This window comes from Pseudomonas sp. S2_F03, assembly GCF_054668335.1.
In genome coordinates, this window is record NZ_CP162759.1 from 1,837,768 (window position 1) to 1,861,619 (window position 23,852).

Genomic DNA, 23,852 nt, shown 5'->3' on the forward strand with positions numbered 1-23,852 from the left:
ACGCAAAGCCCCTAAAGCCTGCCCGCTACAAGTCGATAACCCGATATCGGTAGTTGTGGGCGATCCCGCAATCGCCCATCACCTTTTCCACAGAAGGTTTTTATGTCCACCAATAAAGCCCGCGCAGATTCACTTTCGCTTTTGCTGTTCACGTTGCGCAGCGGCAAGCTGATGGCGATCAACCTGCTGAAAGTCAGTGAAATCATCCCTTGCCCGCCGCTGACCCGGCTGCCGGAGTCGCATCCCCACGTTAAAGGCATCGCCACCCTGCGCGGCGCCTCGTTGTCGGTGATCGACCTGAGCCGTGCCATTGGCGAGCGCCCGCTGGAAGATCCGAACGGTGGCTGCCTGATCGTCACCGACGTCAGCCGCTCCAAGCAGGGCCTGCATGTTCAGGCCGTGAGCAAGATCGTCCATTGCCTGACCACCGATATCCGCCCACCGCCCTTTGGTTCCGGCGGCGTGCGCTCGTACATCACCGGCGTGACCTCGGTCGACGGTACGCTGGTGCAAGTGCTGGACATCGAAAAAGTCATCCACGGCATCGCTCCGGCGCAAATCGAATCGGCCCCGACCGAGCTGAGCATGGAAGACGCCGAAGTCTTGGGCAACGCCCGCATTCTGGTGGTCGATGACAGCCAGGTTGCCCTGCAACAATCGGTGCACACCCTGCGCAACCTCGGCCTGCAATGCCACACCGCCCGCAGCGCCAAGGAAGCCATCGACTGCCTGCTCGACCTGCAAGGCACCGCTTCGCAGATCAACCTGATCGTCTCGGACATCGAAATGTCGGAAATGGACGGCTACGCCTTCACCCGCACCCTGCGCGAAACGCCGGACTTCTCGCACCTGTATGTGCTGTTGCACACGTCTTTGGACAGTGCGATGAACAGCGAAAAAGCGCGTTTGGCCGGAGCTAACGCCGTGCTGACCAAATTCTCTTCGCCAGAGCTGACCAAATGCCTGATCGAGGCAGCCAAGGCTGTCGCTGAACAAGGTCATTAACAGGTGGCCGAGGGCTTTTGCTTTTTGATGCGGCGCAACCTCGCGCAAGGTGTGCCGCCGATTACCTGGCCTCAAGGGATAGTCCTCAGCCCCTACCGGCCTGAATGGGCCGAAGCCGTTCATCGCTTGATGGAACAGGGTTATCTCGAAGGTGGCGGCCGCGTGCCAGCGCTGGAACTGTGGCAACAGCGGTTTGAAACCGATCCCGAATACGATCCCTCCTTGTGTTTCATTGCGCTGGATGCCGACGGTGTCGTTGGCGTGTGCCAGTGCTGGACCAGCGCCTTCATCAAGAACCTTGTCGTGCATCCGCGAGCACAAGGCCAAGGGCTTGGCCGCACTTTATTGCTGCACGCGTTCAATGTGTTTCAGCAACGCCGCGAGGGTTTTGTCGACCTGAAGGTATTGGAAGACAACCTTCGAGCGCAGCGTTTGTATGAAAGTGCCGGGATGGTGGTGGTTCGCCGGGAACCTGTCCCGACGTGACAGACTCAGACCTTGGTCAATCACCCCCAAGGATGCCCGAACATGAAAGCCGTCAGCCTGACCTTCCTCTGCCTCAGCGCCCTCGCCTCCCAGGCCCAGGCTTCCAGCCCCGACGCCTGGGCTGCCTACGACAAAGCGGTACTCACCCGTTGCACCAAGGCCAGCGGCCTGAAAAATGCCAAGCCCGTCGGCAACCCTGCGCAATTCGATGATCGGGTCGACTACACCGCCCTCCTGCTGCAAGGCCAATACCCGCAAAAACACATGAAAGGCCAGCAAGGCACTGAACTGTGCCTCTACAACAAAAAGACCAAAACCGCCTACGTGACCGAATGGGACTCGATCCGTCCGACTGCCAAGGCCCAGTGAGTGGCGTACAACTTGCTTCAAGACCGAGCGCTGCGGCGACATTCTGTCGCCACTTCATGCGTTAACAGGCGGTCCGGTAATCCATGAACACAACGTTTTCCTGCGTAGGTTGCGGCAAGTGCTGCAATGACCACCACGTCCCGCTGACGCTGGCGGAAGCCCGGATGTGGGCGGCCGATGGCGGTCAGGTGATCGTGCTCGTCGAGGGTTTCCTGGGGAACGGCCTGGGCCTGCCGGCGCAGCATCGCGAACATGCCGAACGCCGTTCGGTGGTGGTTCGAAGCGGCGCGTCCGAGGCCTATGTGGCGATCACCTTTGCCGCCTACAACGTCGGTCCCTGCCGGAATCTTGACGAAGACAACCTGTGCCGCATTTACCAACGCCGACCGCTGGTATGCCGCATCTACCCGGCGGAAATCAACCCACACATCATGCTGGACACGGCGACCAAGGACTGCCCGCCCGAGTCGTGGGAACAAGGCCCGGAGTTGATCATCGGCGGCGAAATGGTCGATCAGGAACTGAAAGAGCTGATCCTGCGTTCGCGCCAGGCGGATCGTGATGATGTCCAGGCCAAGGACGCGATTTGCGCGTTATTGGGCATTCGCACGACAGCGCTGAAGGGCGATGGATTTACGGCCTATCTGCCAGACATGACGGCATTTGCCAATGTCATCGACCACGTAACAGCACAACCGTTGGCAGCGTCAGGGGCTGACTGGGTATTTCATGTGTCGGGAGATGAAATTGCCGGCCAAGTGCAGGCGGCAGGTGCGCAACTGGTGACTGAAGCGCCGGTGAACTACGCGTTTATTTCGTTGCGGGCGGCCTGAGAGGCCCGACTCCAGACGTCGGAGCCACCGCACAACTCCATTGCACAATGGCCCGTCACCGATAGAACTAGCGGGTCGTGACCGCCAGGCATTCCACTTCTACTTTCGCACCCGCAACCAACTGGCCGGCAAACGTCGTACGAGCTGGCAAACGGTCCACCGGGAAGTAACTGCGATACACCGTACTCATGGCGGAAAAATCCTTGATGTCAGCCAGGATGACCGTGCATTTGGCCACTTGGGCCAGGGATGAACCATTGCCTTGCAATGCCGCACGCAAGTTCTCCATGGCCTGGGTCGTTTGCGGTCCGATGCCACCCTTGACCAATTTGCCATCAGCTCCGAGGCCGATCACCCCGGACAGGTAAACCGTGTGCCCCACCTGCACCGCATCGGAAAATGGCAAGCCTTCTTCATTAGGAAAGTAACGGGGTGCATCGGTAGTCGCGGGGGCAAGTAACGCTGGGTTATCGCCTGGTACTGGCCATTTCGTTTGAGACGCTCAAGGGCAGCATTCAGGTTATCGCGCAACACGGTGTCGTTATTGCGCACCCCCATTGCCACACCGCTGCCCAACATAGGATCGTCGAGCACAGGGCCGGCAAAGTCGAATGCCTGTCCTTGAGGCCGGCTCAAAAATGCGTGGGTAATCTCGATCGTGTCCTGCAGGGTTGCGTCGATTTCGCCCGCCTGCAAACTGGCAATCAGTTGATCATTCAGATTGAAACTGCGCACCGTCACCCCGGCCTCAGCCCAACGGGTTTTGGCGAACGCCTCGCGGCTGGTGCCCGCCAGAACGCCGACGCGCTTGCCTTTGAGCGAGACCACCGACGGTTGCAAACCAGAACCTTGGCGCGCCACCAGTCGGCTGCTCAACGGATAAAGGTTCTCGGTGAAGTCGATCCGCTCTCGTCGCGCCGCCGTAGCGGTCATCGGCATGATGACGTCGAAACGCTTGGCCTCAAGGGCTGCGATATTGGTGGCGTAATCCTGATCAATCCAGACACAGCGGGCATTGAGTTCGGCACACAAGGCGTTGCCCAAATCGATGTTCAACCCGACCAGTTCGCCATTTTCATTACGGCTTTCAAATGGCGGAACCAGGGCTTCGACCCCGAAACGGATCTGGGGCTCAGGTTTAGAAGACACACAACCGGTGGTCAGGAGCACCAGCGACAGGACGGTGAGCGTTTTTAGCAGAGGCATTTCAGTGGCTTCGTCGAGAATTCTTGGAAACGAATCTTCGACGAAGGGTCACCAATCTTCCCAGAGGACAAGTCGCTCATCCTTGTGGGAACTGTCTCGGCATCAGACAGATTTCTTTCCAGCAAAAAACATAACCGAGGGTCAACGCTTACCCATCGAACGACGCGTGCCCGGAGGCGCTGCACCTGGCGTCTTGGTATGGCCATTCTTCGCGCCATTCTTGTACCAAGGCTGGCTGGCGTTCTTGGCGGCGGCCAATTCACCCGGTTTGAACGGGAACTTGAACGCCGGGATTGCGGCTTTGGTTTCGCTGTCTGCGCTGGAGTCGACGCTGTCTGGCAGGTCTGCCTGGTCGTCGCTCAAAGCGTCGGCAACCGGCGGTTGTGTCGGGGAAGTCATGAAAGCTCCGGGTGATGCACATAGAGTCGGGCCCGGTCAGCGAGCCGCGAAAGGCGGCAGTATACCTGTGTCGAGAGCTGCAAGCTTCACGCCGCGAGCGAGTCCGTCGGGTTTTGTGTTGACTGAACTGCCGCCATCGCGGGCAAGCCCGGCTCCCACAAGGACCCAACGTACCTCTAGGAGCCGAGCTTGCTCGCGATGAACGATAACGCGGTCAACCTGACCGAACGTCATGCAAGCAAAATCAAGATCCCTCCCAAACTGACAGCGCCGTCAGTTAGCAGTCACCCTCCTGACGGGCTGACAGGGTTATAAAGGAGGGTATAAACCTGAAAACTCCCCCTATCCCTTAGCCCGGCGCCCCACTCGCATGCAAATTCAGAAAAAAACCGCCTTGATCGCCGGTCTGCTTATTGCTTTGGCCGCGTGGGGCACCTGGTATGTCGTCAAGCCCGCCACGGCGAAGCTCGCTGCGCCTACGGCCATCCCGGTGCGCGTGATCAACGTTGTTGAAAAAGACGTCCCACGTTATGTCAGCGGCATCGGTTCGGTGCTGTCCTTGCACAGCGTTGTGGTGCGTCCGCAAATTGACGGCATCCTCACCAAAATCCTGGTCAAGGAAGGCCAACTGGTGAACAAAGGGGACTTGCTCGCGACCATCGATGACCGCTCGATCCGCGCCAGCCTCGATCAGACCCGTGCGCAACTGGGTGAAAGCCAGGCTCAATTGGAAGTCGCACAGGTCAACCTCAAGCGGTACAAATTACTGACGGTCGACGATGGGGTTTCCAAGCAGACCTACGACCAGCAACAAGCGCTGGTCAATCAGCTCAAGGCCACGGCGCAAGGCAATCAGGCGTCAATCGACGCCGCTCAGGTGCAACTCTCCTACACACAGATTCGCTCCCCGGTCACCGGGCGCGTCGGTATTCGTACGGTGGATGAAGGCAACTTCCTGCGCATGACCGACGCCCAAGGCCTGTTCACCGTGACCCAGATCGACCCGATCGCCGTCGAGTTCTCCTTGCCGCAGCAAATGCTGCCGACCCTGCAAGGGCTGATCGGCGACCCACAACGCGCACAAGTGAAGGCCTACATCGGCGCCGACACCGACGGTGAAACCGGCAACCTGCTGGGCGAAGGTCACCTGACCCTGATCGATAACCAGATCAACGCCAATACCGGGACCATCCGCGCCAAGGCCGAATTCAACAACCCCGGACAGAAACTCTGGCCCGGCCTGCTGGTGACGGTAAAAATTCAGACAGCCTTGGAGAAAGATGCGCTGGTGGTGCCGCCCACCGTCGTACAGCGGGGCCTCGATCAACATTTCGTGTACCGGGTCAACGGTGACAAAGTCGAAGCCGTCAACGTGCAGGTTGTCGCCCAAGGCAGCGGCCAGGACATCATCAAAGGCGTGAAGCAGGGCGATGTGCTGGTCAGTGATGGCCAGTCGCGGCTCAAGCCTGGTTCAACCGTGCAAGTGCTGACCGACCCGCCGCAAGTGGTGCAATCGGAGTCGAAACCATGAAGGGCCACGGCTCAGTATCGGCCTGGTGCATCGATCATCCGGTCGCCACTATCCTGCTGACCTTTGCCCTGGTGCTGCTCGGCGCCATCGCCTTCCCGCGCCTGCCGATTGCGCCGCTGCCGGAAGCGGAATTCCCGACCATCCAGGTGGCCGCGCAATTGCCCGGCGCCAGCCCGGAAACCATGGCCTCGTCGGTGGCCACGCCGCTTGAAGTGCAATTCAGCGCCATCCCCGGCGTGACGCAAATGACGTCGAGCAGCGCCTTGGGGTCGACCAACCTGACCCTGCAGTTCACCCTCGACAAAAGCATCGACACCGCCGCCCAGGAAGTCCAGGCCGCGATCAACACCGCCGCCGGCAAACTGCCCAAGGACATGCCCACGCTGCCAACCTGGCGCAAGGTCAATCCCGCCGACAGCCCCGTGCTGATCCTCAGCGTCAACTCCACGCAAATGCCCGGCACCGAGCTCAGTGATCTGGTGGAAACCCTGCTTTCCCGTCAGATCAGTCAGATCGATGGCGTAGGCCAAATCAACATTACTGGTCAGCAACGTCCGGCGATCCGGGTTCAAGCGTCGGCGGACAAACTGGCGGCCATTGGCCTGACCCTCGCGGACATTCGCCTGGCGATCCAGAGCACCAGCCTCAACCTGGCCAAAGGTGCGCTGTACGGCGAATCGAGCATTTCGACCCTGTCGACCAACGACCAACTATTTCACCCCGAGGAATACAGCCAACTCATCGTTTCCTACAAGGACGGTGCTCCAGTTCATCTGCGGGATGTCGCCAAAGTCGTCAACGGTTCGGAAGATGCCTACGTCCAGGCCTGGGCCGGCGACAGGCCGGGGGTGAACCTGGTGATTTCCCGGCAACCGGGCGCGAACATTGTCGAGACCGTGGATCGCATTCAAGCCGCGTTGCCGGCTCTGGAAGCCATGCTCCCCGCCTCGGTGCAGGTCAAGGTACTGGTCGACCGCACCCAGACTATCCGCGCCTCGCTGCATGAAGTGGAAATCACCCTGCTGATCGCCATCATGCTGGTGGTGGCGGTGATGGCGCTGTTCCTGCGCCAGTGGTCGGCGACGCTGATCGTGTCCGCGGTACTGGGCGTGTCGCTGATCGCCAGTTTCGCGCTGATGTACGTCATGGGCTTCAGCCTGAACAACCTGACACTGGTGGCCATCGTGGTGGCCGTGGGGTTTGTAGTCGACGACGCGATTGTGGTGGTGGAGAACATTCACCGGCACCTTGAGGCCGGCGACGGCATGCGCGAGGCGGCGATCAAGGGCGCCGGCGAGATTGGGTTTACCGTGGTCTCGATCAGCTTCTCGCTGGTGGCGGCATTCATTCCGCTGCTGTTCATGGGCGGCGTGGTCGGGCGGTTATTCAAGGAATTCGCCCTGACGGCCACCTCGACCATCATGATTTCGGTGGTGGTGTCGCTGACGCTGGCGCCCACCCTGGCCGCGCTGTTCATGCGTGCGCCGGTGCACCACGCCCACAGCAAACCGACGTTCGGCGAACGCTTGGTGGCCGGCTATGAAAAACTGCTACGCCGCGCCCTCGCCCATCAAAAGTTGATGATCGGTGTGTTTGGCCTTTCCCTCTGCCTGGCCATCGCCGGTTACATCTTCATTCCGAAAGGGTTCTTCCCGGTGCAGGACACCGGTTTTGTCCTCGGTACGACCGAAGCCGCCGCCGATATTTCCTACGGTGACATGGTGAAAAAACACCTGGCAATGGCCGAAATCGTCGCGGCGGATCCCGCTGTCGCGGCATTTTCCCACTCGGTCGGCGTATCGGGCAGTAACCAGACCATCGCCAACGGTCGCTTCTGGATCTCCCTGAAAAAACGCAGCGACCGCGATGTCTCGGCCAGCCAGTTCATCGACCGGATTCGCCCGAAACTGATGAAGGTCCCGGGCATCGTGCTGTACCTGCGAGCCGGGCAAGACATCAACCTCAGCTCCGGCCCGAGCCGCGCCCAGTACCAATACGTACTCAAGAGCAATGACGGCGCGACCCTCAGTACCTGGACCCAGCGCCTGACGGAAAAGCTGCGCGGCAACCCGGCGTTTCGCGACATTTCCAACGACCTGCAACTGGGCGGCAGCATCACCCACATCAGCATCGACCGCAGCGCGGCGGCGCGCTTCGGCCTGACCGCCAGTGATGTCGACGAAGCGCTTTACGATGCATTTGGTCAGCGTCAGGTCAATGAATTCCAGACCCAGATCAACCAGTACAACGTGATTCTGGAACTCGACACCCAGCAACGCGGCAAGGCGGAAAGCCTGAACTATTTCTACTTGCGCTCGCCCCTGAGCGGAGAAATGGTGCCGCTGTCGGCACTGGCCAAATTTGACGCCCCCACGGTCGGCCCGCTGTCCATCGCCCACGACGGCATGTTCCCGGCCGCTAACTTGTCGTTCAACCTCGCGCCCGGCGTGGCGTTGGGCGATGCGGTGATCATGCTCAACCAGGCCAAGGTCGACATCGGCATGCCGGCGGCCATGAACGGTAATTTCCAGGGCGCGGCGCAGGCGTTCCAGAGTTCGCTGGCCAGCCAGCCGTGGCTGATTCTGGCGGCGCTGGTGGCGGTGTACATCATTCTGGGCGTGCTCTACGAGAGCTTCGTTCACCCGCTGACCATCATTTCGACGCTGCCTTCGGCGGGGCTCGGGGCGGTGATCATGCTGTGGATTTGCGGCCAGGACTTTTCGATCATGGCGCTGATCGGGCTGGTGTTGCTGATCGGTATCGTCAAGAAAAACGGCATCCTGATGATCGACTTTGCGCTCGATGCCCAGCGCAACCGTGGACTGGCGCCAGAAGAGGCAATTTTCCAGGCCTGTATCACGCGGTTCCGGCCGATCATCATGACCACCCTCGCCGCCCTGCTCGGCGCGCTGCCGCTGATGCTCGGCTACGGCACCGGCGCCGAACTGCGCCAGCCGCTGGGGATCGCGGTCGTGGGCGGTTTGCTGGTCAGCCAGGCGCTGACGCTGTTCACCACTCCGGTCATATACTTGTGGCTTGAGCGGCTTTTCCACAGGCCCAAACCTTCGCCGGTACCGGCGCTGGCGACCACAGACTGAGGCGGGGTCATGCGCGTTCTGATTATCGAAGACGAAGAAAAAACCGCGGATTATTTGCACCGCGGCCTGACGGAACAGGGTTACACCGTGGACCTGGCGCGCGACGGCGTCGAAGGCCTGCACCTGGCGCTGGAAAGCGACTACGCGGTGATCGTCCTCGACGTCATGCTGCCGGGCCTGGACGGCTTCGGCGTGCTGCGTGCATTGCGTGCACGCAAGCAAACCCCGGTGATCATGCTCACCGCCCGCGAGCGCGTCGAAGACCGCATCAAGGGCCTGCGCGACGGCGCCGACGATTACCTCGGCAAACCGTTTTCGTTCCTTGAACTGGTGGCACGGCTGCAAGCGCTGACCCGCCGCAGCGGCGGCCACGAACCGGTGCAAGTGAGTATCGCCGACCTGTGGATCGATTTGATCAGCCGCAAGGCCACCCGCGCCGGCACTCGCCTTGATCTGACGGCCAAGGAGTTTTCGCTGCTCAGTGTGCTGGCCCGCCGGCAAGGTGAAATCCTCTCGAAAACGGCGATTGCCGAGATGGTCTGGGACATCAATTTCGACAGCGACGCCAACGTCGTCGAAGTCGCGATCAAGCGCCTGCGGGCCAAACTCGACGGGCCGTTCGACGAGAAACTGCTGCACACGATTCGTGGCATGGGTTATGTGCTGGAGAGCCGTGGTGTCCAGTAACTCGATTGCGCTACGCCTGAGCGGGATGTTCACGCTGGTGGCGCTGTTGGTGTTTTTGTTGATCGGCTGGGCCTTGTACCAGCAGGTCGACAAGGGCTTGGGATTGCTGCCCGAAGCCGAACTGGACGCGCGCTACAGCGTGCTCGAATCCACCGTTGGCCGTTACGGCACGCCCGAACATTGGGTGAAGATCAATAACAAGCTCAAGCTGCTTGGCGAGGAAGACAAGCGCATCAGTTTCTGGATCACCAGCGGTGATCCGCACTACGAATACGGCAGCCCGACACCTCAGATCCGCGCCTTTACCGAAGGGCCGCTGGGCATGCGTGACTTGCAGCTGCCGGACCATCCCTACCCGCTGAAAGTACTGGTGAGCCAGTTCCCGGCCAAGGATCAACGCCCTCCGCTGCGCTTCATGATCGGCATCGACACCGAGACCTTTTACCAGACGCAACATCACCTGCTGATCGCCCTGATCAGCCTGGCGATTGTCGGGGTGTTGCTGGCGTCTGCATTGGGCTATTGGGTCGCACGCATTGGCCTCAAGCCACTGATCAAGCTGTCTCAGGAAGCCCAGCGCCTGGCACCGCCGCTGCGTTCCGGACGGCTGCGATTATCGTCGCTGCCGCCAGAGTTGAATCAGTTCGTCAATTCATTCAACTCCACGCTGGAACGGGTCGAGCAGGCTTACTCGCGGCTGGAGTCGTTCAATGCCGACGTGGCCCATGAACTACGCTCGCCGCTGACCAACCTGATCGGGCAGACCCAAGTGGCACTCACACGCGGACGCTCTGCCGAACACTATTTCGAAGTGCTGCAATCGAACCTCGAAGAGCTGGAACGCCTGCGTTCGATCATCAATGACATGTTGTTCCTCGCCAGTGCCGATCAGGGCAGCAAGGCCACCAAACTGACGTCCACCTCGCTCGCCAATGAAGTGGCGACGACGCTGGAGTATCTGGATTTCATTCTTGAAGATGCGCAGGTTCAGGTGCAGGTCAGCGGTGATGCGCAAGTGCGAATCGAGATCGCGCATCTGCGCCGGGCGTTGATTAACTTGCTGAGCAACGCGGTGCAACACACCGAACCTGGGCAGGTGATTCAGGTGCGGATCGAGGTTGAGGAACATCAGGTGAGCATTGGTGTGGCCAACCCTGGATCGCCGATTGCCAGCGAGCATTTACCACGGTTGTTTGAGCGCTTTTATCGGGTGGATGCGTCACGCAGCAACAGCGGAAATAACCATGGATTGGGACTGGCTATCGTCAAGGCGATCGCGCTGATGCATGGCGGCGATGTGTTTGTGCGCAGTGATCACGGCATGAACACCTTCGGCATTCACCTCCCCGTTTAGCCCTCACACAGACCTGTAGCCGCTGGCGAAGCCTGCGTCCGGCTGCGTAGCAGTCGTAAAGTCTGAGTTTGCGGTCTTTCTGAAACACCGCATCGTCTGATTTTACGACTGCTGCGCAGCCGGACGCAGGCTTCGCCAGCTGCTACAGAGGCGGCGTTGGTGTTCTTACTGTTGCTTCTGGCGCAATAGTCCTTTCTTGAATTGGCTCTGTTTCCCGTCGGCCAGGATCCTTATCTTTGCCCGCACCAAACAGCACTTGCCAAGCAAGAAGGTTTAAAAGATGTCCAACATTACGGGTACTGCCAGCGCTTTCGTTTTGTCCTCATTGTTTCTGTCTCCGTTCGCAATCGCGGAAGAGTCGCAGACGTTCGTCACGCAAAATGCCGCACGTGCCGCCGCCTACGATCAGTATCAGAGCGAAATGACGGCCAAGGCTGAAGACGCCGCGCAAACCCCTCAAGCGTCCACTTCTGCGACCCAGCCGCGGGTTGAGAAAGACAGCTGACTCATCGAACGATTCTGTTTCCCTCGACACTTTTCATCGGCTCTTCCCTTTGAAAAGTTGTCTTCAAAGCCGCTGCTATCAGCGGCTTTTTTTCATTGGGGGCTAGCGCGAGTGCGTTCCCGCTCAATGTCTTCTAAGCTTGCATAAGTAAAGGCCAGCGCGTTTTGCTGGCCTTTTTTATGCGCCTCAAACAGACATCAGCCCCATGCCAGTGAGCCACCCCCAATACCTTTCAGGCAAGACCGGTCGGCCTGAGCTCATGGTGATGCTTGGCAGCTTGCTGACGGTGATCGCGATTCTCAGCATCGTTGCCTTTCTGCTGATCCGCGAACACGCCAACGCCCAACAATCCGCCACCCGCAGTGCGACCACCATTGCGCAGTTGATCGACGCTGACGTGCTGCGCACCGTCGAGCTCTACGACTTGACCCTGCAAGGCCTGATTGCCGCCTCGCAACGCGAAGACCTGAAACAGGTTTCGCCGCAGATTCGTCACATGGTGCTGTTTGACCGCTCCACCACGGCGCGCTTCAAGGGCGACATTCTGTTGCTGAACCAGCACGGCGAAGTCATTGCCGATTCATCGCTGATCGAGCCCAAGCCCGGTAACTTCGCGGACCGCGACTATTTCCTCGCCCATGCGTTTAACCGCGACACCGGCATGTTCATCAGCCGCCCGTTCAAACCGCGCTGCGACTGCGACGACAGCGAGGAATGGCGGATCAGCTTCAGTCGGCGTATCTCCTCGTCCACGGGCGAGTTTCTGGGTGTTGCCGTGGCGTCGATGCGCCTCGCGTACTTCGAACAGTTATTCAACAGCCTGGACATCGGCAACGACAGCACCCTGAGCATCATCAATGACGACGGTATTCTGCTGGCGCAAAAGCCCCATCTGATCAACGACCCCATCGGCAAGAACTTCGCCGGTCGGCCCAATGTCGTGCGCATCCTGCGTGAGGGCGCGGGCAGCTTTGACAGTGTGTCGAGCGTCGATCACCTACAACGCCTGTACACCTTTTCCAGGGTCGGCAACCTGCCATTGACGGTCATCGTCGCGCTCTCCGGCAACGAAGTGTTCGCCACTTGGAAGCGCACTGCGCTGGTGATCAGCGGTGCCACCGGCGTCCTGTGTATCGGCTTGCTCTGGCTGACCTGGCTGCTGTGCCGCGAACTTCGCCTGCGCCATCATGCCGAGCAGGAACTGGCGTTACTGGCCGCCACCGATGCCTTGACCGGTGTCGCCAACCGTCGAACCCTGGATCAAACCCTGCGTCACGAGTGGTTTCGTGCGCAACGCTCCGCAAAACCGCTGTCGGTGATGATGATCGACGCCGACCACTTCAAGGCATTCAACGATCGACATGGCCATCAGGGCGGCGACGATGCGTTGCGGGCCGTGGCCAAGGTGATCTGCGCCAATGTGCGACGGCCAAGTGATTTGGTGGCGCGGTACGGTGGTGAGGAGTTTTCGGTGATCCTGCCGGAAACGGACACTGCAGGGGCCCGGCAGATCGCTGAAAAAATCCGCACGGCGGTGGAGCAGATGCCATTGGTGGCGGGCGATGAAACACCGATTACTGTCAGCATCGGAATCAGCACCTGGACGACAGAAAAAGAAATCAGCCTGGAACAACTGTTGTTTGTGGCAGACAAGGCGCTGTATCAGGCCAAGGAAGGTGGGCGAAATCGGGTGGTGGCTTCGCAGTGAATCCTGCGTTGCAGCGGAGGGCCTCATCGCGGGCAAGCCCGGCTCCCACAAGTAATGCGTCGGACCTAAATCTGTGCCTCTCCAAATAACCTGTGGGAGCCGGGCTTGCCCGCGATGAGGCCGGAACGAACATCGCATTACTTTCCCAAGGGCATAAAAAAAGGCCACCCGAAGGCAGCCTTTAAAAACTAGAGAGGTTTTTTGCTTACACGGCCGCGACGGGACGCATGTAAGAGATCGGTGCAGTGCTGGCGTCTTCGAAAGTCACGACTTCCCAAGCATCTGTCTGCTCAATCAACTTGCGCAGCAGCTGGTTGTTCAATGCATGTCCGGACTTGAAGCCCTTGAACTCACCAATCAGGCTATTGCCCAGCAGGTAGAGGTCACCAATTGCATCGAGGATCTTGTGCTTCACGAATTCGTCTTCATAGCGAAGGCCGTCTTCGTTCAGTACACCATCCGCGTCGACCACAATAGCGTTTTCAACGCTGCCGCCGAGTGCGAGGTTGTGCTTGCGCAGGTACTCGATGTCACTCATGAAACCAAAGGTACGGGCGCGGCTGACTTCTTTACGAACGAAGTGCTGGAAAAATCCACGCTTGCACTTTGTGTGCGGTCACGGAAAACCGGGTGATCGAAATCGATCTCGAAGCTCACTTTGAAACCTTCGAAAGGGACGAAAGTGGCGCGCTTGTCGCCATCTTCCACTGTCACTTCACGCAGGATCCGGATGAACTTCTTGGCTGCGTCCTGTTCTTCCAGGCCGGCCGACTGAATCAGGAATACGAAAGGTCCAGCGCTACCATCCATGATCGGTACTTCGGACGCGGAGAGCTCGACGTAGGCGTTATCGATGCCCAGGCCAGCCATGGCCGAGAGCAAGTGCTCCACCGTGTCCACTTTGACGTCACCGTTAACCAGTGTGGTCGACATAGTGGTTTCGCCAACGTTTTCTGCGCGAGCAGGAATCTGCACCACAGGATCGAGGTCAGCACGACAAAACACAATGCCGGTGTCGATAGGCGCGGGCTTGAGGGTCAGGTAAACCTTTTCCCCGGAGTGCAGGCCTACACCTGTGGCACGGATAATATTTTTCAGTGTGCGTTGTTTAATCATGGCTTGGGCCGCTTCAGCGCAAATTGCGAACTGGTATCAACAAAGGCTGGCGATAATAGCAGACCAGACCTTTGCTGAACACCAATCAACTTCATAGCCCTGATACATTCCATCAATCAGCCTGACGACGCAGGAAAGCCGGGATGTCCAGGTAGTCCAGATCATCTTGCGGATTCATCTTCGCGGCAGTCGCAGCACCGGCCTGAGCCTGGTTGCGCATGACGGTCGGACGGTCCAGGTCACGGTAGTTTACCGCTGGTTGATCCTGACGAGCGGGCGCCGATTGTTGCGGCTGCGCGGCCATCGAGGTGTGAACGGTGTTGTCGATGACCTTCACAGGCTTCTCGATTTTTGCGCCCAGACCTGTGGCAACCACAGTCACGTGCAGCTCGTCGCGCATGTCCGGATCGATAACGGTACCGACCTTGACCATCGCGTGCTCGGAAGCGAAGGCTTCGATGATGCTACCCACGTCGGAGTACTCACCCAGGGACAGGTCAGGACCGGCGGTGATGTTCACCAGGATGCCGCGTGCACCTTGCAGGTTCACGTCTTCGAGCAACGGGTTGCGAATGGCCGCTTCGGTGGCCTCGCGTGCACGGTTCGGACCGCTGGCGCAGCCAGTGCCCATCATCGCCATGCCCATTTCGCTCATCACGGTGCGCACGTCGGCAAAGTCGACGTTGATCATGCCCGGGCGCTTGATGATGTCAGAGATACCGCGAACGGCACCGGCCAGCACATCGTCAGCCTTGGCGAATGCGGACAGCAGGCTTGCGTCCTTGCCAAGGATGGTCAGCAGTTTCTCGTTCGGAATGGTGATCAGCGAGTCAACGCTTTCCGACAGCAGGCGGATGCCTTCGTCGGCGATCTGCATGCGCTTGCGACCTTCGAACGGGAACGGACGGGTCACCACCGCAACGGTGAGGATCCCCATTTCCTTGGCCACTTCAGCAATGATTGGCGCAGCACCGGTACCGGTACCGCCGCCCATGCCAGTGGTGATGAACACCATGTTGGTGCCCTGCAGGACTTCGGCAATGCGCTCACGGTCTTCGAGAGCGGCCTGACGACCTACTTCAGGGTTGGCGCCAGCGCCCAGACCTTTGGTCACGCCGGTACCCAGTTGCAGGATGGTCCGCGCGCCGATGGATTTCAGCGCCTGGGCATCAGTGTTGGCGCAGATGAATTCAACGCCTTCAATGTTGCTCTTGACCATATGATTCACGGCGTTTCCGCCGCCACCGCCAACACCGATAACTTTAATAACCGGGCTTGCGGGGATGTTGTCTACGAGTTCGAACATTTTCCCTCTCCTTTGCATTCTCTAGTTTTTTCGCCTACTGCCTGTATCTACAACGGTGCTGCGGTAAATCTTTAGAAGTTGCCTTGTACCCAGCTCTTGATGCGATCGAGCAAGGCGGCTTTCGGTTCGTCATTGCTGTAGCTGTCGCGGCTGCTGATGCCCGAGAACGAAATCCCGTCGGACTGCTTTTGCAGGCCGTACATCAACAGGCCAACGCCAGTGGAATAAATCGGGTTGCGGACCACGTCGTCCAGGCCCTTCACGCCATGCGGCACGCCCAGGCGGACCGGCATGTGGAAGATTTCCTCGGCCAGCTCGGTAGCGCCTTCCATCTTCGACGTACCGCCGGTCAGCACGATGCCGGCCGGGATCAGGTCTTCGTAGCCGCTGCGGCGCAGTTCGGCCTGGATCAGCGTGAACAGCTCGTCGTAACGCGGCTCGACCACTTCGGCCAGGGCCTGGCGGGACAGCTCGCGCGGTGGACGGTCGCCAACGCTTGGAACCTTGATGGTTTCACCGGCACCGGCCAGTTTGGCCAGGGCGCAGGCGTAGCGAATCTTGATTTCTTCGGCGTACTGGGTCGGGGTGCGCAACGCCATGGCGATGTCGTTGGTCACCTGATCGCCCGCAATCGGGATCACGGCGGTGTGGCGGATCGCGCCTTCGGTGAAGATGGCGATGTCGGTGGTACCGCCGCCGATGTCGACCAGGCACACGCCCAGCTCTTTCTCGTCATCGGTCAGGACCGAATACGCAGAAGCCAGTTGTTCGAGAATGATGTCGTCGATTTCCAGGCCGCAGCGGCGCACGCATTTTTCAATGTTCTGTGCAGCGTTGACGGCACAGGTGACCACGTGGACCTTGGCTTCCAGACGTACGCCGGACATGCCCAGTGGCTCACGAACGCCTTCCTGGTTATCGATCACGTAATCCTGCGGCAGGGTGTGCAGCACGCGCTGGTCAGCCGGGATCGCCACGGCCTGGGCTGCGTCGAGGACGCGCTCAAGGTCGGCCGAGCTGACTTCGCGATCGCGAATGGCGACGATGCCGTGGGAGTTCAGGCTGCGGATGTGATTGCCGGCCACGCCGACAAATGCCGAGTGAATGCGGCAACCAGCCATCAGCTGGGCTTCTTCGATAGCCCGCTGGATCGACTGCACGGTGGACTCGATGTTCACCACCACGCCTTTCTTCAGGCCACGGGACGGATGCGTACCGATCCCGACGATTACGAGCGAGCCGTCGTCCGCAACCTCGCCCACCAGCGCCACCACCTTGGAGGTGCCGATATCGAGACCGACGATCATTTTGCCGCTTTGCACGTTTGCCATGGGTCCTGCCTCTTCTTAATTCTTCGCGACAGCGGGTTGGGCTGTCGTGGGCGCTACAGGTTCCCGCCAGCCAACAGCGAGGCCGTTGGCGTAGCGCAGATCGATGCGCGCAATGTTCGTAATCTGTTCTTTAAGCGTCTTGTCGTAGATGGCGATAAAACGGCGCATCTTTTCCACCAGGTTGCCGCGCCCCAGCAGCAGTTCGATCCCGGGACCGGCACTGCCAGCGCCGGTGGTCAGGAACCAGCTGCCTCGTTCACGCAATTCCAGGCGTGCAATCGAGAAGCCCAGCGGCCTGAGCAACTGGCTCAGCACCTGGTATTGCTGCATGACCTGCTGTTGAGCCCGTTGTGGGCCGAACAGCTGTGGCAAATGTTCGTAGTTCGCCAGCTCGCGCGGCGTGAACGCCTGCCCCTGGTTGTTCAACAGCGATTCATCACCCCAGCGGGCCACCGGCAGTTGTTCTTCGAGGCGGATCACCACTTGATCCGGCCACACCCTGCGCACTTCGGCGTGGGCAATCCATGGCATGGTTTCAAGCTCGGTACGCATGCTCTCCAGGTCGATCGTGAAGAAGCTCGACGCCACGTACGGGGCGATCCGCTGCTGCACGGCTTGCTGGCTGATGTAGCTCAAATCGCCTTGCACGTTGATCTTGGTGATCGGCCGGTCGGCGTACGGCAGCAAACGCTGCGCGCCTTCGTAAGTGCCAAACCCCAGTGCAACCAACAGCACCGGCCAGAACAAGGCCTTGAGAAAACCAAAATTGGCTTTCGGCAGGCGCATAGACATCGGCTCTTTGGCCACCATTCGGCTGGCACCCCGAGGCACCGGCTTGCGGCCGGGTGCTGGAGGGGGCTGATGTCTTAGCTGCGCGCCTTGCATGGTCTTAACCTCTTACCTCGAAACTGGCTGCCAGGATGGCCAGAACCAGTTGCTGGAAATCCAGACCGGCGGCACGGGCCGCCATCGGCACCAGACTGTGATCGGTCATGCCCGGCGCCGTGTTCACTTCCAGGAACCAGAACTGCCCGTCGGCATCCTGCATCACGTCTGCCCTACCCCAACCGGCGATACCCAGCGCCTCGCAGGCTTTCGCCGTGAGGTCCATGAGTTCTTTTTCCTTGGCGCTGTCCAGCCCGCACGGAATGCGGTACTGGGTATCGTTGGCGATGTACTTGGCGTCGTAGTCGTAGAAGCTGTGCGTCGTGCCCAGGGCAATCGGAGGCAACACCTGGTCACGCAGGGTGGCGATGGTGAACTCCGGACCGTGGATCCATTGCTCGACCAACACTTGCGAATCGTAGGTACTGGCCGCTTTCCAGGCGTCGATCAATTCGGACGCGGAACTCACTTTGGCCATACCGATACTTGAACCTTCATGGGCCGGTTTGACGATCAAAGGGAAGCCCAGTTCCGTCGCTGCCGAAATACAATCGGCTTCGCTGCTCAGGACGGCATGACGCGGTGTTGGAATACCCAGGCTGTGCCAAACCTGCTTGGTGCGCAGCTTGTCCATGGCCAGCGCCGAAGCAAGAATGCCGCTACCGGTGTAGGGAATGCCCAGGCATTCGAGCAGGCCCTGCATGCTGCCGTCTTCACCGCCACGACCGTGGAGGATGACGAAGGCGCGGTCGATCTTTTCGTTGAGCAAACGCTGCAGCAGGTCATCGCCGACGTCGAGGCCAAACGCATCCACACCGGCACTTTGCAGTGCGGCGAGTACCGCGTTACCCGACTTCAGCGAGACTTCCCGCTCGGCACTCTTGCCACCGAACAGCACGGCGACACGGCCGAAATCTTTCGGCGCGACGGTGGAGACGAGGTTGGCGTAAGCAGCAGTCATTTCAACTTCCCCCACGCTTGGCGCAGCAACAGCGCCAGCGAACAACGGACTGTTCAACAGTTTTGGTGCGAGACCACCGATATCACCGGCGCCCTGGCACAGCAGGATGTCGCCGGCACGCAGCAGCGGCTTGACCACTGGCGCGAGGTCGACACCACGCTCGATGTAGATCGGGTCCAGTTGCCCGCGCTGACGAATGCTGTTGCACAGCTTGCGGCTGTCAGCACCCGGAATCGGCTCTTCGCCGGCCGGATAAACTTCCATCAGCAACAGAACATTGGCGTCGGCCAGCACATTGACGAAGTCGTCGTACAGATCGCGGGTGCGGCTGTAACGGTGCGGCTGGTAAACCATCACCAGACGGCGCTCCGGCCAGCCACCGCGTACGGCTTTGATCACAGCGGCGACTTCGGTCGGGTGGTGACCGTAGTCGTCGACCAGCATCACGCTACCGTCTTCGACCGGCAGTTCGCCGTAGACCTGGAAGCGTCGGCCGACACCCTGGAACCCGGACAGGCCCTGGACGATGGCTTCATCGCTGACGCCCTCGTCAGTGGCGATGCAAATGGTGGCCAGCGCGTTCAATACGTTGTGGTTGCCCGGCATGTTCACCGACACATCGAGCGGCTCACGATCAGGGCGCAGAACGGTGAAGAACGTCTGCATGCCTTGCTGACGCACATTGATGGCGCGCACGTCGCAGTCATCGCCGAAGCCGTAGGTAACGGTCGGACGTTTGACCAGCGGGAGAATTTCACGCACCACCGGATCGTCCAGGCACACCACGGCCAAACCGTAGAACGGCAGGTTATGGAGGAACTCGACGAAGGTTTTCTTCAGCTTGTTGAAGTCACCGTCGTAGGTCGCCATGTGATCGGCGTCGATGTTGGTGACCACAGCCACCAGCGGCTGCAAGTGCAGGAAACTGGCGTCGCTTTCGTCGGCTTCGGCAATCAGGTAGCGGCTGGTGCCGAGCTGGGCATTGGTGCCCGCGGCATTCAGACGACCACCGATGACGAACGTCGGGTCCAGGCCACCGGCCGCGAACACCGAAGCGATCAGGCTGGTGGTGGTGGTTTTGCCGTGCGTACCAGCGACGGCGATGCCGTGACGGTAGCGCATCAGTTCGGCCAGCATCTCGGCACGCGGCACCACCGGAATACGGCGTTCCAGCGCAGTCGCGACTTCCGGGTTGGAGGTGTTGACGGCGCTCGACACCACCAGCACATCGGCAGCGGCAGCGTTTTCGGCGCGGTGACCGATGAAGATCTGCGCGCCGAAAGATTCCAGGCGCTCGGTGACCGGCGACGCCTTCAGGTCGGAACCGGACACGTCATAACCCAGGTTCAACAACACTTCGGCAATCCCGCACATGCCCACACCGCCGATACCGACGAAGTGGATTTTACGGATGCGGCGCATTTCCGGTTGCGGCATGGCTTTCTGATTCTCAACCATGGGCCACCTCCAGGCAGGTATCGACCACGTTACGGGTGGCATCGGGTTTGGCCAGGCGGCGTGCGGCCGTGGCCATATCGTTGAGTCGTTGTGGTTGCATCAGGACCTCTGTCAGGCGAGCGGCAAGATCCGCTGCGCCAGTCGTTCTTTGCGGCATCAGGAAGGCTGCGCCTTCACGGGCCAAATAATCGGCGTTGCGGGTCTGGTGATCGTCGATCGCGTGGGGCAATGGCACCAGCATCGAGGGCAGACCGGCGGCGGCCAGCTCACTGATGGTCAGCGCACCTGCGCGACACACCACCAGGTCGGCCCAGCCATAGGCTTGGGCCATGTCTTTGATGAAAGGCTGCACTTGCGCCTCGACGCCAGCCGCGAGATAGCGCTCTGCAGTCACTTCATCATGGTTTTTGCCGGCCTGATGGAACACTTCCGGACGCAGGTCGGGGGCGACTTGCGACAGGGCTTCAGGCAGCAATTTGTTCAACGGTTCTGCGCCCAGGCTTCCACCCAGGATCAGCAAACGCGCCTTGCGACCGGCCAGGGCAGGTCGTGCCGTTTCGAGGAACAGCTCGGTGCGCACCGGGTTACCGGTGGTCCGACGGCTGTCCGACAGGGTAAAGGTGTCGGGGAACGCTTCACAGACCCGGGCGGCCAACGGCACCAGCAACCGATTGGCGGTACCGGCCACAGCGTTCTGTTCGTGAACGATCACCGGCACGCCAGCCAGTTTGGCGGCAACACCACCAGGACCGGTCACATAACCACCGAAGCCGACCACGCACACTGGCCGCAACTGGCGAATGATCGCCCGCGCCTGCCAGACGGATTTGAGCAACATGAACGGGGCCTTGAGCAGGGACAATTTGCCCTTGCCGCGCAAGCCGCTGGCGTTGATGCGGTGCAGTTCGATCCCGGCCAGTGGCACCAGGTCGTTCTCGATACCGCGGGGTGTCCCGAGCCAATGCACGGTGTAACCGCGGGCCTGGAATTCGTGAGCGCACGCCAGCGCAGGGAACACGTGGCCCCCGGTGCCGCCCGCCATGATCAATACGTTAGCGCCCATGGGGTGGCTCCTCGGCGAAGTCGCTCTCATGGAACTCCATCTCTTCACTGCCCAGGTGGGTTCGACTCTCCCACTCGATGCGCAGCAACAAGCCGAGACAGGCACAGCAAATCACCAGCGAGCTACCGCCATAGCTGAGGAAGGGTAGCGTCAGGCCTTTGGTCGGCAGCAGGCCGACGTTCACACCGATGTTGATCAGGAACTGACCAATCCACAGGAACGACAAGCCATACGCGATGTAGGCGGCGAAGAATTGCTTGGCCTTTTCGGCCCAATAACCGATGTACATGCCACGAATACAAACAAAGACGAACAGGGCCACGGTGCACAGCGAACCGACGGCGCCCAGTTCTTCAGCCAGTACCGAGAACACGAAGTCGGTGTGAGCTTCCGGCAGGTAGAACTGTTTCTGCACGCTGTTGCCCAGGCCAACGCCAAACCACTCGCCGCGACCAAACGCGATCAATGCTTGCGACAACTGGTAGCCAGCACCGAACTGGTCGGCCCACGGGTCGGCAAAGTTGGTCAGGCGCGCCATTCGATAGGGCTGCACTTGAATCAACAGCACCACCGCCGCGACCGCCAGCACTACCATCAAGGAAAACCGGAACAGCCCGACTCCGCCCAGGAACAGCATGGCCGCCGCCGCCCCCATCATCACGACGGTGGCACCGAAGTCCGGCTCCATCAGCAACAGCCCTGCCATGGGCAGCAGCACGATGAATGGCTTGAAGAAGCCCATCCAGCTTTCACGCACTTCTTTCTGGCGACGCACCAGATAGCCGGCGAGGTAGATCACCACGAACACCTTGGCGATCTCGGAAGGCTGAACGTTGAAGAAACTGAAGCCGATCCAACGCATCGAACCGTTCACTTCACGGCCAATCCCCGGAACGATCACCATCACCAGCAAACCGAACGCACCCAGCAGCATCAGCCATCCCAGGCGTTGCCAGGTGGCGATCGGAATCATCATGGTGATGACGCAGGCCCCCAGGCCCAGCACCACGTAGATAAGGTGGCGAATCATGTAATACAGCGCACTGCCCGACTGCACCGCCCCCACTTCGGTCGATGCCGATGCAATCATCACCAGCCCCAGGCCGATCAACGCCAGGCAACCGGCAAGCATCGGGAAATCGAGGTCGATACCGCGCCCGGTGATGATTGGCGACGGGTAAGGCTTGATGATGTTCAACAGGCTCATGCCAGTTCCTCCACGGCTTGGACGAACTGGTGACCACGGTCTTCGTAGTTCTTGAACATGTCGAAACTGGCGCAGGCCGGCGACAGCAGCACCACATCACCGGGATGGGCAGCAGCGCGGCATTGCTCCACGGCTTCAATCAGCGAGCCAGCGCGGATCAGCGGCACGGCATCGCCGATGGCCTCGCCGATCTTGTCGGAATCACGGCCCATCAGGATCACGGCGCGGCAGTTGGCCGCCACCGGATCACGCAGGTCATTGAACTCGGCGCCCTTGCCGTCGCCACCGGCGATCAGCACGATCTTGCCTTCGATGTCCGCACCCAGGCCTTCGATGGCAGCCAGGGCGGCGCCAACGTTGGTGGCTTTGGAATCGTTGTAATAGCCGACGCCATCCAGGTCACGGACCCACTGGCAGCGATGTTCGAGGCCGGCAAAGCTGCGCAGGGCCGTCAGCATGGCGTCGAATGGCAGACCGACAGCGTGGCCCAGCGCCAATGCCGCCAGGGCGTTGGACTGGTTATGGGCGCCACGAATTTTCAACTCGCGCACCGGCATCAGGTTCTGGAATTCGAACGACAGGTATTTCTCGCCGTCTTCTTCGCGGATACCGAAGGCCTTGAAATCAGGCTTGCTCAGACCGAAGGTCCAGCACGGCTGGCCCTCACCCATCAACGGACGGCTCAGGGCATCCTGACGGTTCACTACAAACTGTTTGGCGCCACGGAAGATCCGGTGCTTGGCCAGGTGATAGGCCGGCAGACCGCTGTAACGGTCCATGTGGTCTTCGCTGACGTTGAGCACGGTCGCCACTTCGGCGTTGAGCTGATCGGTAGTTTCGAGCTGGAAGCTCGACAGTTCCATCACGTACAGCTCGATGTCATCGCTGAGCAGGTCCAGTGCCGGCGTACCAAGATTGCCGCCGACGGCAACACGCTTGCCCGCCGCAGCCGCCATCTCCCCGACCAGCGTGGTGACGGTGCTTTTGGCGTTGGAACCGCTGATGGCCACGATCGGCGCCTTCGCGTTACGCGCGAACAGCTCGATGTCGCCGGACAATTTCACACCTCGGGCGGCGGCGGCTTGCAGGGCCGGGGTCGCCAGCGCCAGGCCGGGGCTCACGTAGAGCTCGTCGGCACGGCAGAGGAACTCGACGTCCAGCTCGCCACAACGCACTTCCACGTGCGGATAGTCACGCTTGAGCGTGGCCAGTTCCGGTGGATTTTCCCGCGTATCGGCGACAGCAAACGACGTGCCCCGGTTCGCCAGGAAGCGAACCAGGGACATGCCGCTCTTGCCGAGGCCGACAACGATGCGGAAGTGGTCAGAAGCGATCAGAGACACG

Annotated in this window: 18 protein-coding genes and 3 pseudogenes; 10 read left to right on the forward strand and 11 right to left on the reverse strand. The window is 60.2% G+C overall.

The window, feature by feature from the left end:
• Window positions 1–102 precede the first annotated feature (102 nt).
• The 4 genes from AB4N76_RS08705 to AB4N76_RS08720 all read left to right on the forward strand — a co-directional run bounded on the left by AB4N76_RS08705 (window position 103) and on the right by AB4N76_RS08720 (window position 2,693).
• A complete protein-coding gene (locus tag AB4N76_RS08705) occupies window positions 103–1,005 on the forward strand; it encodes a chemotaxis protein CheV (protein WP_046026679.1) in 903 nt (300 codons plus the stop codon).
• 27 nt (window positions 1,006–1,032) lie between these two features.
• Entirely contained in the window at window positions 1,033–1,491 is a 459-nt protein-coding gene (locus AB4N76_RS08710; RefSeq protein WP_460164383.1) for a GNAT family N-acetyltransferase, read from the forward strand.
• Between the two features lie 42 nt (window positions 1,492–1,533).
• Window positions 1,534–1,860 carry a hypothetical protein gene (locus AB4N76_RS08715; protein WP_046026680.1) on the forward strand — a complete coding sequence of 109 codons (327 nt, stop codon included), beginning with the start codon at window positions 1,534–1,536 and terminating at the stop codon, window positions 1,858–1,860.
• An 83-nt stretch (window positions 1,861–1,943) separates the two neighbouring features.
• The gene (locus AB4N76_RS08720; RefSeq protein WP_460164384.1) at window positions 1,944–2,693 is read left to right on the forward strand and encodes a YkgJ family cysteine cluster protein; all 750 of its coding nucleotides are present in this window, start codon (window positions 1,944–1,946) and stop codon (window positions 2,691–2,693) included.
• A 67-nt stretch (window positions 2,694–2,760) separates the two neighbouring features.
• On the opposite strand, the pseudogene AB4N76_RS08725 reads toward AB4N76_RS08720, so the two are convergent.
• Together AB4N76_RS08725 and AB4N76_RS08730 are read right to left on the reverse strand one after the other, a co-directional pair.
• A pseudogene (locus tag AB4N76_RS08725) lies at window positions 2,761–3,899 on the reverse strand (transporter substrate-binding domain-containing protein).
• A gap of 141 nt (window positions 3,900–4,040) precedes the next feature.
• Window positions 4,041–4,298 carry a hypothetical protein gene (locus AB4N76_RS08730; RefSeq protein ID WP_007905458.1) on the reverse strand — a complete coding sequence of 86 codons (258 nt, stop codon included), beginning with the start codon at window positions 4,296–4,298 and terminating at the stop codon, window positions 4,041–4,043.
• A gap of 370 nt (window positions 4,299–4,668) precedes the next feature.
• On the opposite strand from AB4N76_RS08730, the gene AB4N76_RS08735 reads away from it, so the two are divergent.
• The 6 genes from AB4N76_RS08735 (at window position 4,669) to AB4N76_RS08760 (ending at window position 13,181) form a co-directional block, all read left to right on the forward strand.
• The gene (locus tag AB4N76_RS08735; RefSeq protein ID WP_077431284.1) at window positions 4,669–5,829 is read left to right on the forward strand and encodes an efflux RND transporter periplasmic adaptor subunit; all 1,161 of its coding nucleotides are present in this window, start codon (window positions 4,669–4,671) and stop codon (window positions 5,827–5,829) included.
• Window positions 5,826–8,927: a multidrug efflux RND transporter permease subunit gene (locus tag AB4N76_RS08740; protein WP_077431283.1), complete on the forward strand. Its 3,102-nt coding sequence runs from the start codon at window positions 5,826–5,828 to the stop codon at window positions 8,925–8,927. Before AB4N76_RS08735 ends, AB4N76_RS08740 begins: the two co-directional genes overlap by 4 nt.
• A gap of 9 nt (window positions 8,928–8,936) precedes the next feature.
• A complete protein-coding gene (locus AB4N76_RS08745; protein WP_007916978.1) occupies window positions 8,937–9,614 on the forward strand; it encodes a heavy metal response regulator transcription factor in 678 nt (225 codons plus the stop codon).
• Window positions 9,604–10,968 carry a heavy metal sensor histidine kinase gene (locus AB4N76_RS08750; RefSeq protein ID WP_460164385.1) on the forward strand — a complete coding sequence of 455 codons (1,365 nt, stop codon included), beginning with the start codon at window positions 9,604–9,606 and terminating at the stop codon, window positions 10,966–10,968. Before AB4N76_RS08745 ends, AB4N76_RS08750 begins: the two co-directional genes overlap by 11 nt.
• A gap of 280 nt (window positions 10,969–11,248) precedes the next feature.
• A complete protein-coding gene (locus AB4N76_RS08755) occupies window positions 11,249–11,473 on the forward strand; it encodes a hypothetical protein (protein ID WP_046026687.1) in 225 nt (74 codons plus the stop codon).
• 259 nt (window positions 11,474–11,732) lie between these two features.
• The gene (locus AB4N76_RS08760; protein ID WP_460164601.1) at window positions 11,733–13,181 is read left to right on the forward strand and encodes a sensor domain-containing diguanylate cyclase; all 1,449 of its coding nucleotides are present in this window, start codon (window positions 11,733–11,735) and stop codon (window positions 13,179–13,181) included.
• A 205-nt stretch (window positions 13,182–13,386) separates the two neighbouring features.
• On the opposite strand, the pseudogene lpxC reads toward AB4N76_RS08760, so the two are convergent.
• The 9 genes and pseudogenes from lpxC to murD form a co-directional block, all read right to left on the reverse strand.
• A pseudogene (gene lpxC / locus AB4N76_RS08765) lies at window positions 13,387–14,297 on the reverse strand (UDP-3-O-acyl-N-acetylglucosamine deacetylase).
• Window positions 14,298–14,409: 112 nt separating this feature from the next.
• On the reverse strand, window positions 14,410–15,603 hold the full coding sequence (gene ftsZ, locus AB4N76_RS08770; RefSeq protein WP_046026689.1) for a cell division protein FtsZ: 1,194 nt from the start codon (window positions 15,601–15,603) through the stop codon (window positions 14,410–14,412).
• 71 nt (window positions 15,604–15,674) lie between these two features.
• A complete protein-coding gene (gene ftsA, locus AB4N76_RS08775) occupies window positions 15,675–16,934 on the reverse strand; it encodes a cell division protein FtsA (protein WP_046026690.1) in 1,260 nt (419 codons plus the stop codon).
• A 15-nt stretch (window positions 16,935–16,949) separates the two neighbouring features.
• A complete protein-coding gene (locus AB4N76_RS08780; RefSeq protein WP_046026691.1) occupies window positions 16,950–17,819 on the reverse strand; it encodes a cell division protein FtsQ/DivIB in 870 nt (289 codons plus the stop codon).
• Window positions 17,820–17,823: 4 nt separating this feature from the next.
• On the reverse strand, window positions 17,824–18,780 hold the full coding sequence (locus AB4N76_RS08785) for a D-alanine--D-alanine ligase (RefSeq protein ID WP_046026692.1): 957 nt from the start codon (window positions 18,778–18,780) through the stop codon (window positions 17,824–17,826).
• 33 nt (window positions 18,781–18,813) lie between these two features.
• Window positions 18,814–20,238, reverse strand: a pseudogene (gene murC / locus AB4N76_RS08790) (UDP-N-acetylmuramate--L-alanine ligase); the annotation flags it as partial.
• Window positions 20,231–21,301 (reverse strand): undecaprenyldiphospho-muramoylpentapeptide beta-N-acetylglucosaminyltransferase, encoded by a 1,071-nt coding sequence (gene murG, locus AB4N76_RS08795; protein WP_460164386.1) that lies wholly within the window; start codon window positions 21,299–21,301, stop codon window positions 20,231–20,233. The pseudogene murC and the gene murG, both read right to left, overlap by 8 nt.
• Entirely contained in the window at window positions 21,291–22,508 is a 1,218-nt protein-coding gene (gene ftsW, locus AB4N76_RS08800; protein ID WP_046026695.1) for a putative lipid II flippase FtsW, read from the reverse strand. Before ftsW ends, murG begins: the two co-directional genes overlap by 11 nt.
• Window positions 22,505–23,851 carry a UDP-N-acetylmuramoyl-L-alanine--D-glutamate ligase gene (gene murD / locus AB4N76_RS08805; RefSeq protein WP_077431281.1) on the reverse strand — a complete coding sequence of 449 codons (1,347 nt, stop codon included), beginning with the start codon at window positions 23,849–23,851 and terminating at the stop codon, window positions 22,505–22,507. Before murD ends, ftsW begins: the two co-directional genes overlap by 4 nt.
• Window position 23,852: the final 1 nt, after the last annotated feature.